This is a genomic window from Sedimenticola thiotaurini, assembly GCF_001007875.1.
Lineage (GTDB): Bacteria > Pseudomonadota > Gammaproteobacteria > Chromatiales > Chromatiaceae > Sedimenticola > Sedimenticola thiotaurini.
The window spans coordinates 1,124,858-1,140,423 of the sequence record NZ_CP011412.1 but is presented as its reverse complement, the minus strand read 5'-3'; the positions used below and the strand labels follow the sequence as shown (position 1 = coordinate 1,140,423).

Sequence of the window (15,566 nt, the reverse complement as noted above, 5' to 3'; positions counted from 1 at the left end):
AAATAACCACTCATTATTTGTGTAAATAGTGGCGGGGCGTCAATCCATGGGACACAACATCAGTCGTGCGCAGCTACTCAGCGGCCTGCCAAACAGCGGAAGTTCGCCGTTTCGCCCCCCCTGGTCTGTTCCCGAAATTGACTTTATTGATCTATGCGATGGCTGTGGTCACTGCATCACCGCTTGTCCGGACAAGCTCATCGTGGTCGGGCGCGGCAAGCTTCCCCGCATGGATTTTTCCCGGGGTGGTTGTGATTTCTGCATGGCCTGCGTTTCCGCCTGTAAAACCGGTGCCCTGGTAGAGGCTGTTCAATCCGATCAGCTGCCCTGGAAGATCAAGGCATTGATCCAGCCGGGTTGTCTCTCCCTGCAGGCCGTAATCTGCCGCTCCTGTGGCGAAGTCTGTGATGAGCGGGCTATCCGGTTCACGCCGGAACCGGGTGGTGTGGCCCGACCATCGTTATCTACCGATTCATGCACGGGTTGCGGTGCCTGTTTTTCCGTCTGCCCGATACAAGCCGTCACTCTCAGTTCAACTAACGAGCCGCGCAACCAGGCCGCGTAACTCAAGGAGTACATCACGACAATGAATATTTGCAGCGCCATTGTACATGCCAAGCCTGAAATGGCAGGTGTCGTGCGAACAGATTTAGAGCGATTCCCGGGAGTGGAGATTCATGGTGGGGTTGAAGAGGGCAAGCTGATCGTGACCCTGGAGGGGGAAAACGATGATGCATTGGCCGATACCATGGCCGAATTTAACGATGTAACCGGTGTAATCAATACGGTGATGATCTATCACTATTGCGCGGAAGAATCTGCTGACGAGGAGGTATCGAAGTGAAATTAACCAGGCGTGATTTCATAAAGAGTAATGCGGCCACGGCAGCAGCCGTGGCAGCGGGGGTAACACTGCCAGCTATTCAGGCGGCCCGGGCAACTACTGCCGATGGCATGGATGCTGACGGTATTCGTTGGGACAAAATAGCCTGCCGCTTCTGTGGTACCGGTTGCTCTGTCCTGGTCGGCACCCGGGATGGAAAAATGGTAGCCAGCCAGGGCGATCCGGATGCCCCCGTTAACAAGGGGCTGAACTGTATCAAGGGCTATTTTCTGCCGAAGATCCTCTATGGAGCGGATCGCCTTACCCAGCCGCTGCTGCGTAAGAAGAACGGACAGTTCGCCAAAGACGGCAAGTTTGAACCGGTCTCCTGGGATGAGGCCTTTGATGTGATGGCGGACAAATGGAAAGTCGCTCTGAAAAAGGACATGGAGCGAAATACCGGCAAGCCAGTGGACAAGATGACCTCCTCGGTCGGTATGTTCGGATCAGGGCAATGGACGGTGTGGGAAGGGTATGCGGCATCCAAGCTGATGAAGGCAGGGCTCCGTTCCAACAACCTGGATCCCAATGCCCGTCACTGCATGGCCTCTGCCGTCGGTGCCTTTATTCGCGCATTTGGAATCGATGAACCGATGGGTTGCTACGACGATCTGGAGCACGCCGATGTATTCGTGCTCTGGGGCGCCAATATGGCTGAGATGCATCCCATACTCTGGTCCCGCCTGACGGATACCCGCCTGACCAAACCCGGTTGCGAAGTGCATGTGCTCTCCACCTATGAGCATCGCTGTTTCGAATTGGCCGATAATGGCCTGGTATTCCATCCACAGTCGGATCTGGCCATCGCCAATTACATCGCCAATTACATTATTCAGAACAAGGCGTACAACAAGGAGTTCATTGACAAACATGTCAATTTCACCAAGACCCCTACGGATATCGGGTATGGGCTGCGTCCTGAACACCCCCTCGAAAAGGCGGCGAAAAACGCCGGCAAGGGCAAGCTGAGCAAAATCAGTTTTGAAGAGTATGCCGCCTCCGTTGCGCCTTATACCGTGGAGAAGGCGTCGGAGATTTCGGGGGTGCCGGTAAAAAACCTGGAGCGGCTGGCAAAGGTTTATGCCGACCCGAACAAGAAAGTCTCCTCCTACTGGACCATGGGCATGAATCAGCATACCCGGGGCGTCTGGATCAATGGGCTGGTCTATAACATTCATCTGCTGATGGGCAAGATATCCGAACCAGGTAACAGCCCGTTCTCCCTGACCGGTCAACCGTCGGCCTGTGGGACAGCCCGGGAAGTGGGCACCTTCTGCCACCGGCTGCCGGCGGATCTGGTGGTACCCAACCCGGCCCATCGCAAGTTTTCCGAGCAGGTGTGGAAACTCCCTGAAGGCACACTGAACGGCAAGGTGGGTTATCACGCTGTGTTGATGCATCGCATGCTGAAAGACAGCAAGCTGAACACTTTCTGGGTGATGTGCACCAACAATATGCAGGCGGCCGCCAATCTAAATGAAGAGTCCTATCCCGGCTGGCGTAACCCGGACAACTTCATCACCGTCTCTGATCCCTATCCCACTGTCTCGGCCATGGCGGCGGACCTGATTCTACCTACCGCCATGTGGGCTGAAAAAGAGGGTGCCTATGGTAACGCGGAGCGACGCACCCAGTTCTGGCGTCAACAGGTAAAAGCGCCGGGTGAAGCAAAATCCGACCTGTGGCAACTGATGGAGTTTTCGAAACGTTTCCAGATGGAAGAGGTCTGGCCGGCGGAGTTACTGGACAAGGCGCCAGAGTACAAAGGCAAAACCCTATTCGACGTGCTATTTGCCAACGGCCAGGTGGACAAATACCCGGTTCAGGAAGTGCGGGATAGTCAGGGTAACGTCTACGAAAATGACGAAATGGCGCACTTCGGATTCTATCCCCAGAAGGGGCTTTTTGAAGAGTACCGGATGTTCAACTCGGCCGACAATATTATCAAGAAAGGCCATGAGATGGCCCCGTTTGATGACTATCACAAAGCGCGCGGAATCCGCTGGCCGGTGGTGAACGGTAAGGAGACCCTGTGGCGCTTCCGTGAAGGTTACGACCCCCATGTTGCGAAGGGTGAGGGTGTCAGGTTCTACGGTAAGCCGGACGGCAGAGCCAACATTATCACCGCGCCTTACGAGCCGGCCGCAGAGAGTCCGGATGATGAATTCGATCTCTGGCTGTGCACCGGGCGGGTACTGGAGCACTGGCACTCCGGCTCCATGACCCAGCGGGTCCCGGAACTGCATCGTGCGGTGCCTGATGCCGTGGTGTTCATGCATAAGAAAGATGCCAAGAAGCGACGGCTGCGGGATGGCCAGATGGCCAAGTTACAGACCCGTCGCGGAGAAATAGTGGCACGGGTGGAGACCCGGGGACGGAACCGCCCGCCGGAGGGTCTGGTATTTATCCCCTGGTTTGATGCCACCCGACTGGTCAACAAGTTAACCCTGGATGCGACGGACCCGCTCTCCAAGGAGACCGACTACAAGAAGTGTGCGGTGAAGATCGTCAAGGTGTAACGGCGGTTTGAAGGTCCGGCCATCAGGAACCGGTCGGACCATCAAACTGAAGTTGTGGTTACCAGATCGATAGCAGAGTGGCAACGAGATGTCAGATTCAGGTAGGGGTACAAGCAAAGGCATAGACCGCCGGCAGTTTTTGAATCAAACACTCAAAACTGCCTGCGGGGTCGGTCTGATTGGTATGGGGCTCGGCTTTTATGCGAAGCAGGCGGAATCGTTACCGGCGATGGCTATCAGGCCACCGGGTGCGCTTCCGGAGGAGGCGTTTCTCGGGGCCTGTATCCGCTGTGGATTGTGCGTGCGGGACTGTCCCTATGACATGCTCTCGCTCGGACAGCTTGGCGGGGACGTGGCGGCCGGCACCCCGTACTTTTACGCCCGGACGGATCCCTGCGAGATGTGTGAGGATATCCCCTGTGTGGCAGCTTGCCCGACCAATGCACTGGATCATGGGTTGACTGATATCACTGATGCCCGCATGGGTCTTGCTGTACTGGTCGATCAGGAGACCTGTATCGCCTTTCAGGGGCTGCGCTGTGAAGTCTGTTTCAATGTTTGTCCGATCCGGGGCAAGGCGATCTCACTGGAGTACGAGCACAACACGCGTTCGGGTAAACATGCGCGGTTTCTGCCCGTGGTGCATTCCGCTGCCTGTACCGGCTGTGGCCTCTGTGAGAAAGCCTGCATTCTGGAAGAGGCGGCTATCAAAGTGTTCCCGATTCATCTGGCGAAAGGGGAGATCGGTGGACATTATCGACTCGGTTGGGAAGAGAAAGAGAAAGCGGGACAGTCACTGGTAACGCCGGATGTAAAACATCAATACAACCTGCCGGAAGGGGTGCGTTATGACCTGCAGGGCCGAGGTCTGATTGTGGAACCGGCGGATCAGCAACCAGAACCGTTTCCTTCAGATCCGCTGAAACGACTGAATCAGGGACTGGAGGATCAATGATGGCTGAAAAAAGTGTCGTGGGTGCAGACGCCATCACCAGCAAGGGCTGGATTAAGGCCCACCGGTGGTTGATTCTCCGGCGGATCAGTCAGTTGTCTGTGCTGGGTCTGTTTCTGGTTGGCCCCCTGGTCGGCCTGTGGATAGTCAAAGGGAACCTGGCGGCCAGTGTGACGCTGGATACCCTACCGCTGACAGACCCTCATGTCCTGTTGCAGTCGGTACTTTCCGGCGTGTCGCCCGAGTTGTCCGCCGTGGTTGGGGCAATCATCGTGATCGCTTTCTATCTGCTGGTGGGGGGAAGGGTCTACTGCTCCTGGGTCTGTCCGGTAAACATAGTGACAGATGGGGCTGCCTGGTTACGTCGGAAGCTTGGCATCAGGTCCGCGTCCCCGCTGGCCCGATCGACACGCTACTGGATGTTGCTACTGACGCTGATCCTGCCGCTGATCACCGGGTCACTGGTGTGGGAGTTGTTCAATCCGGTGTCGATGCTGTTTCGCGGCATCGTGTTCGGTATCGGCATGGCGTGGGTTCTGATTGTGGGAGTGTTCCTGTTTGATCTGTTCATAACCAAGAATGGTTGGTGCGGAAGACTCTGTCCCGTGGGTGCATTTTACGGCCTGCTGGGTATTGGCAGTGTAATCAGGGTGGTTGCTGCCAGAAGGGAAAGCTGTGATGACTGCATGGATTGCTTCGTGATCTGTCCGGAGAGTCAGGTGATTAAACCCGCCTTGCAAGGTGTGGATAAAGGAACAGGGCCGGTCATACTCTCTGCTAACTGCACAAATTGTGGCCGCTGTATTGATGTGTGTGGGAAAGATGTATTTCAGTTTGGTACCCGTTTTTACAACACGATAGAGAACGCATCCGTGAGACAGGCTGACGACTGCACAGGAGCTGCTGTTCATACAGACAATACCTGAGCTGTCAGGCAGCTGGATATCATCATTTTAAGTTTTATGGAGATTGACATGAAAAAAGTAATCGTAACCCTGATGGTTACCCTGATGACACTCATGTTTAACGGTAGTGCCATTGCCGGTGTCACTTCGTTGCGAGGCGATAGTGATTTGACTGATGGGGCAGATAAATATCCGATGCGCAAACAGGTGATCAGTCAGGGCGGTGTAGATCGAAGCTACAAAATCCAGCCACCAATGATTCCGCACAAGATCGATAAGGAGAAGATCAATCTGAAAATAAACACCTGTATGAAATGCCATTCAGAGAAGACTTATAAACAGAAAAAGGCACCCAAGGCAGGTGATTCACACTATGTGAGCCGGGACGGAAAGGTGCTGGATACAGTCTCCTCCCGCCGTTATTTCTGTAACCAGTGCCATGCACCTCAGCTGAATGCTGACCCGATTGTTAACAATCAGTTTGAAGGCGCGAAATAACAATAAATGCCGGATATTGAGGTTATCCCGATTCAAACGGACGGAGTTGGGGTGTTCCGGGCAACTATAGTAGAGAACAGTGTGGGGTCGTAGAGATGACTAAGGGTACTAAGCGTGGCGTTTGGGGACTGTTGGTGACGGGTGTTTTCCTGGGCATTATCCTCTGGGGTGGATTCAATACCGCCATGGAGGCAACCAACACGGAACAGTTTTGTATTTCTTGCCATGAGATGGAAGAGAATGTCTATCAGGAGTTGCAGGACACGATACACTTCAGCAACCGCACCGGTGTACGTGCGACCTGCCCCGACTGCCACGTGCCAAAAGACTGGGTCCACAAAGTGGTGCGCAAGGTCAAGGCGAGTAACGAGCTCTATCACAAGCTGATGGGTACTATCGATACACCTGAAAAGTTCGAGGCCAAGCGCATGGAACTGGCGCAGAATGTCTGGAACACCATGCAGGCGACCGACTCCCGGGAGTGCCGGAATTGTCACAACTTTGATTCCATGGACTTCAGTCGTCAGGAGGAGCGAAGCGCCGACTCCCATGACGAAGCGATCGAGAAAGGCTACACCTGTATCGATTGTCATAAAGGAATTGCCCACTCGCTGCCGGAAGGATATGACCCGACAGAAGACATTCCCGGGGAGGGATGAACGGCCAGTTGGAATTAGTTGGCCTGGATCAACTAAAGTCCAACTTGAAGGGCCTGTGGCCAACCGAATAGGAACGGCAGGTTATTGTGTTTTAATCGAGAACAAGAAACAATTACCGCTCAATTTTTTGGGTTGATAATCATGAACGAACTCATTGATCGTTTTGGCCGGAGAATCGAGTATCTGCGACTGTCAGTCACGGATCGCTGCGATTTTCGCTGTTTCTACTGTATACCAAAGGGATTTAAAGGATTTACCGACGTAGAGGATCGGCTGAAACTGGATGAGTTCATCCGGTTAATCCGGGTATTCAGCGAACTGGGTGTCAGCAAAATTCGCCTCACCGGGGGTGAGCCCCTGATCCACAAGGATATTGAGCCGTTGGTCCGGGGCATTGCGGCGCTGCCGGACGTGGAGGACTTCTCCATGAGCACCAACGCTTCCCATCTGGCGCAGCACGCCCGGATGCTCAAGGATACCGGGGTAGGACGCATCAACGTCAGCCTCGACTCGCTGAACCCGGAAGTGTTTCACCACATCACCCAGGGCGACCTGAGCAAGGTGATCGACGGCTTGATGGCGGCGAAGCGGGTTGACCTCTATCCCATCAAGATCAATATGGTGGTGATGCGGGACCTGAATCTCCACGAAGTGGGTGATATGGTGGATTTCTGTATCGAAAACCGCTTCACCCTGCGGTTTATTGAAACCATGCCGGTGGGCGCGGCCGGGCAGATGGCTCGGGATCGCTATGTGCCGTTGGATGAGGTCCGTGAAATTCTTGAACAGCGCTTCAAGCTGGAACCGGCCCGCATGAAGGGGGCCGGTCCGGCCAAGTACTTCAAGATTGTCGACAAGCGTATCAAGATCGGCTTCATTACCCCCATGTCGCAGCACTTCTGTGAGGATTGTAACCGGGTGCGGTTGTCGTCCGAGGGCACGCTCTATCTCTGCCTGGGGCAACAGGATAAGTTGGAGTTAAAACCGCTTATTAGACAGGGTCTTTCTGATGAGCAGCTCAAGGATGAGATCCTGGCGGCCATCCAGCGCAAACCGGAAAAACATGAGTTCAACACCAATCCCGACCAGGTTGTGCGGGTCATGTCCATGACCGGGGGGTAGGGATTGGCCAGCCGCCAATCCATCACTGTACCTGAACAGACAAACGCCCCCGTTTCGGGGGCGTTTGTTTTGTGGGGCTGATGTTCGATCAGGGCAGAACTTTCAGGAAGGGTTTCACCGTGATCTCTGAAAAGACACCGGTTTGGGTGTAGGGATCGTCGTCCGCCCAGGCCTTGGCCTCTTCCAGGCTGGCAAACTCGGCAATGATCAGGCTGCCGCTGAAACCGGCAGGCCCGGGATCTTCACTGTCGATTGACGGGTGCGGGCCGGCCAGCAGCAGACGGCCTTCACTCTGTAACTGTTTGAGCCGCGCCAGGTGTTCAGGCCGCGCCTGCAGGCGGGCTTCCAGGCTGTCTTCGCGATCCGTACCCATAATTGCGTATAACACTCAACTCTCCTCCGGGGTGGTTTTCTGCTCTACTTCGCTAATGTATTTGGCCAGGTAGAATGCCTGAAGGATGATAAACAGGATGGTCATCCCCATCATCCCAAACAGTTTGAAATTGACCCAGGTGTCTTCAGAAAAACTGAACGCCACGTACAAATTGATGGCTCCCATGGCGACAAAGAACAGGGTCCAGGCCATGTTGAGCCTGCTCCAGACCGGCACGGGTAGTGCCACGCTCTTGCCCATCATTCTCTCGACCAGGGTCCGGTTGCCGATAAAGTGACTGCCAAAAAATACGATAGCGAACAGCCAGTTGACCACCGTGGGCTTCCATTTGAGGAACAGCGGATCCTGCAGATAGAGGGTCAGGCCGCCAAACAGCAGCACCAGCAGCAGGGTCACCAGGTGCATCTTCTCCACTTTCCGGTAACGAAACCAGTTGTAACCGACCTGGACGATGGTGGCGACAATGATGACCGCTGTCGCAACATAAAAGTCATACATTTTGTAGGCAATAAAAAAGAGTATGACGGGAAACAGGTCGCTTAAAAACTTCATGGTTATGCAATGGCTCTAGTAATAGATGCTGGCAGGATAGCACAAATATTCCCAGTCCCGGCAGAGAGGTTGTCCATTTCCCTCCGGGCCGGATGACCTGTAGAGCCGGGCGGTGAATCAATCTGCCCGGCTTTGGGGTACAATGCCCGGATGAACGCCTGTTACGACCTGCATTGTCACTCCACAGCCTCGGATGGAACCCTCACACCAGTCCAACTGGTGGCCCGCGCGGCCGAGGCGGGGGTGGACGTATTGGCGTTGACTGATCACGACACCACGGAGGGCTTGCCGGAGGCCATCGCGGCCGCCCGAAGCGCCGGGCTTTGCCTGGTTACTGGCGTGGAGATTTCTGTCACCTGGGCGGGACAGGTCGTGCATATTGTGGGTCTGGGATTTGATCCCGGTAACCCGGCGCTACAGGCTGGATTGGCCGGATTGCGCCGGTTTCGCGACTGGCGAGCCGAGGAGATCGGTCGACGACTGGCTAAAAGCGGCATACCCGGTGCCTATGAAGGGGCCCGGGGATACTCTAATGGCCACCTGATCAGCCGAACCCATTTCGCCCGTTTCCTGGTCGAACAGGGCTACTCCGCCGATATGCGTAAAGTGTTCAAGCAGTTTCTGACCCGGGGCAAACCGGGACATGTGGCCGGAGAGTGGGCTGAACTGGACCAGGCGGTTGGTTGGATCAAGGATGCGGGCGGTCAGGCGGTGATCGCCCATCCGGCCCGGTACGGTATGACCCGAACCCGGCTGAGGCGGCTGATTGGCGAGTTTCAGGAGGCGGGTGGTACGGCGCTGGAAGTGGTTTCGGGCAGCCACAGCCGGGATGAAGTGTTTACTATGGCGCGACACAGTCGCGATTTCTCTCTGTGCGCCTCGGTCGGCTCGGATTATCATGGACCTGAAACCCCCTGGGCCCAGTTGGGCAGGCTCATGCCGCTTCCGGACAATGCGGTGCCTATCTGGCACGACTGGTCCATCTCCAAGACGCAGGCGCTGGCCTGATATTATTCCGATCTTTTTATCTATCTTTTCGATTCATCACTCATGGCACAGTTTTTTCAGATTCATCCCGAAAATCCACAGTTACGACTGATACGCAGCGCGGTGGATATTATTCGCCAGGGCGGCGTGGTGGTTTATCCCACCGATTCCAGCTACGCATTGGGTTGCCATATCGGCGACAAGGCGGCCATGGAACGGATTCGCGCCATCCGTCGGTTGGATGACAAGCACAATTTTACCCTGGTCTGCCGGGATCTGTCGGAAATCGCCAATTATGCGAAGCTCGACAATCACCACTACCGGATGTTGAAAAATCTCACTCCGGGCCCCTATACCTTTATTTCTAAGGCCACCAAGCAGGTGCCGCGGCGTTTGCAGCATCCGAAGAAAAAGACCATCGGCATCCGGGTCCCCGATAATGTCATCGTCCGGGCGCTGTTGGCGGAACTGGATGAACCCATAATGAGTTCCACCCTGATACTGCCGGGTGAGGAGATGCCACTGACCGATCCCTATGAAATGCGGGATATCCTCAGCCATCAGGTGGACCTGGTGATCGACGGCGGTTATTGCGGCTTCGAGGATAGTACGGTAGTGGATATAGAAGGGGATACGCCCTTTGTGGTACGTGCCGGCAAGGGCGATACCTCCCTGTTCGAGACCTGAGCGGGGAGCCGTGGATAACTAGACAGGTATATCTAAATAGATGGAAGGTTTAACCACAATTCAGAAAATAGCGGTACTGTTTCTGCCGGTACTGTTCGCCATCACCGTACATGAGGCGGCGCACGGCTGGATGGCAAAAAAACTGGGGGATCAGACTGCCAGCCTGTTGGGCCGTGTCACCCTCAACCCGTTGCGCCACATCGATCTGGTTGGAACTATCTTGGTTCCCCTGGGGATGTTTGCCCTGACCGGCTTTCTGTTTGGTTGGGCAAAACCGGTGCCGGTGGATGGGCGAAATCTGCATCATCCCAGGCGGGATATGGCGCTGGTGGCGGTAGCGGGTCCCGGTGCCAACCTGATCATGGCCATATTCTGGGCCGGTATGATCCACCTGGGAGTGATTCTGGGCGACAGCTATGCCTGGTTTGCCCTGCCCATGATCTATATGGGTTATGCAGGCATACTGATTAACGCCTTTCTGATGGTGCTTAATCTGATCCCGATTCTGCCGCTGGATGGGGGGCGGGTGGTCGCTTCTCTGCTGCCGCCTCGACTGGCGATGCAGTACGCCCGGCTGGAACCCTGGGGATTGATTATCGTGATGGCGCTCCTGTTCAGTGGATTACTGGGCAGCGTGGTGCAACCTGGTGTGGGCCTGGTACAAAATTTCAGCACCTGGATAGTGGGCTTGCATTGAACAGTTTGCTAATCTGAACTCAGTGCGATGCCACATCCAGACCAATTTTTTAAAAAATACTTTTGTAATACAAACACCAACTTGAGGTAGAAATCTTGAACTCTGTTCCTGCGCAACATGCCCGAATTCTTTCCGGCATGCGACCGACCGGCCGTCTTCATCTGGGTCATTATCACGGTGTTCTGAAAAACTGGGTTGAACTCCAGCACGAATATGAGTGTTTCTTTTTTGTGGCCGACTGGCATGCCCTGACGACGCTCTATGACGACCCCAGTTCCATTCCCGATAGCGTCATGGAGATGGTGATTGATTGGCTGGCAGTTGGCGTGAATCAGGGCGAAGCGAAGATTTTTATCCAGTCCCAGGTGCCGGAGCATGCCGAGCTGCATCTGCTGCTCTCCATGATTACCCCACTCGGCTGGCTCGAGCGGGTGCCGACCTATAAGGATCAGCAGGAGAAGCTGAAAGAGAAGGATCTGGCTACCTATGGTTTTCTCGGTTATCCGCTGCTGCAGGCGGCCGATATCCTGATTTACAAGGCGGGACTGGTGCCGGTAGGTGAGGATCAGGTGTCCCACGTGGAGTTCACCCGGGAAGTCGCCCGTCGCTTCAACCATATTTATGGCCGGGAGACCGGGTTTGAGGAGATGGCTGAGCAGGCGATCAAGAAGATGGGTAAAAAGAGCGCCAAGCTCTACAACCGCTATCGCAAGGCCTACCAGGAGCAGGGCGATCAGTCGGCGCTGGATGCGGCCCGGGCACTGCTGGACAGCCAACAGAATATCACCGTTAATGACCGGGACCGGCTGTTTGGTTACCTGGAAGGGAGTGGTCGGGTCATTCTGCCGGAACCCCAGCCGCTGCTGACCAAGGCCTCCAAGATGCCGGGATTGGACGGACAGAAGATGTCCAAATCCTACGGTAACACCATCGCCCTGCGGGATGACCCGGAAGTGGTCGAAAAGTCCCTGCGTACCATGCCGACCGATACCAATCGGGTGCGTCGTACCGATCCGGGTGATCCGGATCGCTGTCCGGTATGGCAGTTCCACCTGGTCTACTCCAGTGACGGTGTCAAGACCTGGGTACAGGAGGGGTGCCGGAGTGCCGGAATCGGTTGTGTCGAGTGCAAACAGCCGATCATTGATGCGGTATTACAGGAACTGAAGCCGATCCAGGAGCGTGCCAAATCATTCGAGGCCCAGCCCGACCTGGTTCGCTCTATTTTGGCGGAAGGGTGTGAAGCCGCCCGGGACATGGCGCAGTCCACCATGGTTGAGGTACGCCACGCCATGTCCATGAACTACCGCTAATTTCCGGTAATAAGTGACAATGATAGTTGTGTTGGCAGCCCTTAAATGGGGTTATCATGGCTTGCCAAAACCCTGCAATCAGGAATTAAATGTCAGACAAGGAAACCAATCTGCCGCTGCATAACCATCCCCATCCGGAGCAGGAGGAGATGCCGTTTGCTGTGGTACAGGGGGCTCCCTGGACGACGATACCGAAGGATCTCTACATTCCCCCGGATGCGTTGGAGGTGTTTCTTGATGCCTTCGAGGGGCCGCTGGATCTGCTGCTCTACCTGATCAAGCGACAGAACCTGGATATTCTGGACATACCCATTGCCGAGATCACTACCCAGTACATGGAGTATGTGGATCTGATGAAGAATATCCGTCTGGAGTTGGCGGCGGAGTACCTGGTAATGGCGGCCATGCTGGCGGAAATCAAGTCCCGCATGTTGTTGCCTCGACAGGAAGAGGAAGATGAAGAGGAGGGTGATCCTCGGGCCGAGCTGATCAGGCGACTACAGGAGTATGAACGGTACAAACAGGCGGCGGAGGATATCGACAATCTGCCCCGTATGGGCCGGGACCTGTTTCAGGCCGCAGCCGATGTGCCGGACCGGATTATCCAGCGGCGGCCGCCGGATGTGGATCTGCGGGAGATTCTGCTGGCCCTGAAAGAGGTGATGCACCGGGTGGATATGTTCAGCCATCACCAGGTTCAGATGGAACCGCTGTCGGTACGGGAAAAGATGTCCGGTATCCTGGAGCTGATCAATGCGGAGAGCTTTACCGAATTCACCCAGCTGTTTGATCCCGAAGAGGGTCGGTTGGGCGTGGTGGTGACCTTCCTGGCGGTGCTGGAACTGATCAAGGGATCCCTGATTGATCTGATCCAGGCGGAGAGCTTTGGTCCGATTCATGTCAAAGCCGTATCCCAGGCGGAACATTAGACCAGAGAACTGGCCCGGACCCGGTTCAACCGATAATTACAACCATTCAGTGGGAGCCGAACCGGATAACGGAAGGCTGGACTGAGCGACAAGCCGATGATGGATAAACTGAAACAGATTGTGGAAGCTGCCTTGTTGGCGGCGGGTGGTCCCCTGACCGTTGACCATCTTCAGGAGCTGTTCCTGGAGGAAGAGCGACCGGAAAAGAAGGATGTGCGCGAGGCGCTGGCCGCCCTGGCGGAAGATTACCGCGGTCGCGGGATCGAGATCGCCGAAGTGGCCGGTGGATTCCGGGTCAATGTACGGGAAGAGTATGCCCCTTGGGTCTCCCGGCTGTGGGAAGAGCGTGCACCGCGCTACTCCCGTGCTTTACTGGAGACACTGGCACTGATCGCCTATCGTCAACCGATAACCCGTGGTGAGATCGAAGAGATTCGCGGGGTCAGTGTCAGCAGCAATATTGTAAAAACACTTCTGGAGCGGGAGTGGGTGCGGGTGGTCGGGACCCGTGATGTGCCGGGAAAACCGTCGCTCTACGCCACCACCCGGGAGTTTCTGAACTACTTTGGACTGAAAAGCCTGGATGAGTTGCCGACCCTGCAGCAGATTCGCGATCTGGACTCCATTAACCAGGAGCTGGAACTGGCAGAACCGGGTAGTGAAGTGACCGAAAACAGCCCCATGGCCGATGGGGAAGACCCTGACTACGTCGAGGAGATAGGGGCTGAAGCTGAGCCGGCCGATGGGCCTGACTCTGCCGATGACCCGCTGGCGGAGGTGATCCCCCTGCATGGGGAAAGTGCCGCTGCCGAGGCTCCCGAGGCGGAACTGGAGTCAGTGACCGGATCGGACACCGATAGCAGTTCCGAATCAGCTGCTCTCGATGGGAAAAAAGATGAAGAATAAACCGCAACAGCGCGGGCCAGGTGAACGGTTACAGAAAGTGCTGGCGAACGCCGGTTTCGGATCACGGCGGGAAATCGAACGACAGATCGAGGCGGGCGAGGTCTCGGTCAATGGCAGAACCGCCCAACTCGGTGATCGGGTAACGCCGGAAGATACCATCTACATCGGTAGAACCAAGGTGGGTGCCTGGCGGCTTAAAAAGCAAGAGACCCAGGTCATCGTCTATAACAAACCGGAAGGTGAACTGGTCACCCGTGATGATCCTGCCGGTCGTCCCACGGTGTTTTCCCGCTTGCCGAAACTGGTGGGTAGTCGCTGGATTGCGGTGGGCCGACTGGATATCAATACCAGCGGTCTGATGATCTTTACCACGGACGGCGAGCTGGCCAACAAGCTGATGCACCCGTCCCAGCAGATCGAACGGGAGTATGCGGTCCGGGTTCATGGTGATGTCACTAACGAAAAGCTGGAGCAGTTGGTTAACGGGGTGAATCTGGAGGATGGTTTCGCCCGCTTTGAGGATATCGTCGAATCCGGGGGCGAAGGGCGCAACCGCTGGTTCCATGTGGTGATCATGGAGGGCCGCAACCGGGAGGTGCGGCGGCTGTGGGAGGCGGTCGACCTGAAGGTCAACCGGCTCAAGCGGGTCCGCTTTGGACCGCTGTTTCTGGATAGCAGTCTGGCTATCGGACGGCACAGACCATTGACCGCAGAGGAGTTGCAGGAGCTGCTGCTGGCCACGGGAGCTGCGCCGGAGCCGGCTCCGAAAAAACGCCGGCCAGGCAGGAAAGGTAAGCCCCGATCCACCCGGAACAAGACCACATCCAGGCGATGAGTGCCGTTGGCGCCAATTCATCGGGCCAGCTCCACCAAGTCTACTGCCGTTTGCTGGAGCGCTACGGCCCACAAAACTGGTGGCCGGCAGACACAGAGTTCGAGGTGATGGTCGGTGCGATACTGACCCAGAACACCGCCTGGCGTAATGTGGAGTTGGCGATTCGGAACCTCAAGCAGGCAGATCTGCTTGCCGCCGAACGAATACTGGCCTGCCCGGATGGGGAGTTGGCCCAACTGCTGCGACCTGCAGGCTATTTCAATATCAAGGCAAGTCGTCTGAAAAATCTTTGCCGTTTTCTGGACAGGGTCAGTTGTCGGCAACTGGAGGCGATGCCCACTGCCGAGTTGCGGGAACAGTTTCTGTCGGTGAAGGGGGTGGGGCCGGAAACCGCCGATGACATCCTGCTCTACGCTTTCCGCAGACCGGTTTTTGTGATCGATGCCTATACCCGCAGAATCTTTTCCAGATTAGGACTAGTATCCGGTGCGGAAAGCTACGAACAGCTCAGAGCCCGCTTCGAAAAGGAGCTGGCTCCATCAGACGCGGTTTATGGTGAGTATCACGCGCTGATCATACAGCATGCCAAGGTGGCATGTCGGGTCAGACCGGAGTGTGATGGCTGTACCTTGGCTATCCAGTGTGAATATTTGAATAAATAGTACAATTGTCCTATAAGGTCGGAAAAAAAATTTCGCCTAACCCTGGGGCCAGTGCTAAAATTACCT

The 15,566-nt window shown here is 55.6% G+C and carries 18 protein-coding genes; 16 read left to right on the top strand and 2 right to left on the bottom strand.

All coding sequences use genetic code 11. The annotated features are described in order from the left end of the window. Positions 1–46: 46 nt before the first annotated feature. The 8 genes from napF to moaA all read left to right on the top strand — a co-directional run bounded on the left by napF (position 47) and on the right by moaA (position 7,538). The gene (gene napF / locus AAY24_RS05060) at positions 47–565 is read left to right on the top strand and encodes a ferredoxin-type protein NapF (RefSeq protein ID WP_082117041.1); all 519 of its coding nucleotides are present in this window, start codon (positions 47–49) and stop codon (positions 563–565) included. A 21-nt stretch (positions 566–586) separates the two neighbouring features. Then, entirely contained in the window at positions 587–844 is a 258-nt protein-coding gene (locus AAY24_RS05055) for a chaperone NapD (protein WP_046858765.1), read from the top strand. Further along, a complete protein-coding gene (gene napA, locus AAY24_RS05050; RefSeq protein WP_234422245.1) occupies positions 841–3,402 on the top strand; it encodes a nitrate reductase catalytic subunit NapA in 2,562 nt (853 codons plus the stop codon). Before AAY24_RS05055 ends, napA begins: the two co-directional genes overlap by 4 nt. 139 nt (positions 3,403–3,541) lie before the next feature. After that, entirely contained in the window at positions 3,542–4,357 is an 816-nt protein-coding gene (napG, locus tag AAY24_RS05045; RefSeq protein WP_335337214.1) for a ferredoxin-type protein NapG, read from the top strand. After that, positions 4,354–5,280 (top strand): quinol dehydrogenase ferredoxin subunit NapH, encoded by a 927-nt coding sequence (napH, locus tag AAY24_RS05040; protein ID WP_335337213.1) that lies wholly within the window; start codon positions 4,354–4,356, stop codon positions 5,278–5,280. The genes napG and napH overlap by 4 nt, the downstream gene beginning before the upstream one ends. Positions 5,281–5,328: 48 nt before the next feature. Then, a complete protein-coding gene (locus tag AAY24_RS05035; RefSeq protein WP_052761347.1) occupies positions 5,329–5,757 on the top strand; it encodes a nitrate reductase cytochrome c-type subunit in 429 nt (142 codons plus the stop codon). Between the two features lie 95 nt (positions 5,758–5,852). Next, positions 5,853–6,416 (top strand): NapC/NirT family cytochrome c, encoded by a 564-nt coding sequence (locus tag AAY24_RS05030; RefSeq protein WP_046858761.1) that lies wholly within the window; start codon positions 5,853–5,855, stop codon positions 6,414–6,416. Between the two features lie 141 nt (positions 6,417–6,557). Beyond that, positions 6,558–7,538, top strand: a complete 981-nt coding sequence (gene moaA / locus AAY24_RS05025; RefSeq protein ID WP_046858760.1) for a GTP 3',8-cyclase MoaA — start codon at positions 6,558–6,560, stop codon at positions 7,536–7,538. 88 nt (positions 7,539–7,626) lie between these two features. Here moaA and AAY24_RS05020 read toward each other — a convergent pair whose 3' ends face one another. Beyond that, positions 7,627–7,926: a YciI family protein gene (locus AAY24_RS05020; RefSeq protein ID WP_046858759.1), complete on the bottom strand. Its 300-nt coding sequence runs from the start codon at positions 7,924–7,926 to the stop codon at positions 7,627–7,629. Continuing rightward, the gene (locus AAY24_RS05015) at positions 7,927–8,484 is read right to left on the bottom strand and encodes a septation protein A (protein WP_046858758.1); all 558 of its coding nucleotides are present in this window, start codon (positions 8,482–8,484) and stop codon (positions 7,927–7,929) included. A gap of 150 nt (positions 8,485–8,634) precedes the next feature. On the opposite strand from AAY24_RS05015, the gene AAY24_RS05010 reads away from it, so the two are divergent. The 8 genes from AAY24_RS05010 to AAY24_RS04975 all read left to right on the top strand — a co-directional run bounded on the left by AAY24_RS05010 (position 8,635) and on the right by AAY24_RS04975 (position 15,500). After that, entirely contained in the window at positions 8,635–9,492 is an 858-nt protein-coding gene (locus AAY24_RS05010; protein ID WP_046858757.1) for a PHP domain-containing protein, read from the top strand. Positions 9,493–9,534: 42 nt separating this feature from the next. Next, positions 9,535–10,158 (top strand): L-threonylcarbamoyladenylate synthase, encoded by a 624-nt coding sequence (locus tag AAY24_RS05005; protein WP_046858756.1) that lies wholly within the window; start codon positions 9,535–9,537, stop codon positions 10,156–10,158. A 40-nt stretch (positions 10,159–10,198) separates the two neighbouring features. Then, on the top strand, positions 10,199–10,855 hold the full coding sequence (locus AAY24_RS05000) for a site-2 protease family protein (protein ID WP_046858755.1): 657 nt from the start codon (positions 10,199–10,201) through the stop codon (positions 10,853–10,855). A gap of 95 nt (positions 10,856–10,950) precedes the next feature. After that, the gene (locus AAY24_RS04995; protein WP_046858754.1) at positions 10,951–12,168 is read left to right on the top strand and encodes a tryptophan--tRNA ligase; all 1,218 of its coding nucleotides are present in this window, start codon (positions 10,951–10,953) and stop codon (positions 12,166–12,168) included. Positions 12,169–12,257: 89 nt separating this feature from the next. After that, entirely contained in the window at positions 12,258–13,097 is an 840-nt protein-coding gene (locus AAY24_RS04990; RefSeq protein ID WP_046858753.1) for a segregation and condensation protein A, read from the top strand. A gap of 96 nt (positions 13,098–13,193) precedes the next feature. Continuing rightward, entirely contained in the window at positions 13,194–14,003 is an 810-nt protein-coding gene (scpB, locus tag AAY24_RS04985; protein ID WP_063370444.1) for an SMC-Scp complex subunit ScpB, read from the top strand. Then, positions 13,993–14,838 (top strand): 23S rRNA pseudouridine(2605) synthase RluB, encoded by an 846-nt coding sequence (gene rluB / locus AAY24_RS04980; protein WP_046861025.1) that lies wholly within the window; start codon positions 13,993–13,995, stop codon positions 14,836–14,838. Before scpB ends, rluB begins: the two co-directional genes overlap by 11 nt. Next, positions 14,835–15,500, top strand: coding sequence for an endonuclease III domain-containing protein (locus AAY24_RS04975; protein ID WP_046858752.1), 666 nt, complete (start codon positions 14,835–14,837; stop codon positions 15,498–15,500). The genes rluB and AAY24_RS04975 overlap by 4 nt, the downstream gene beginning before the upstream one ends. Positions 15,501–15,566: the final 66 nt, after the last annotated feature.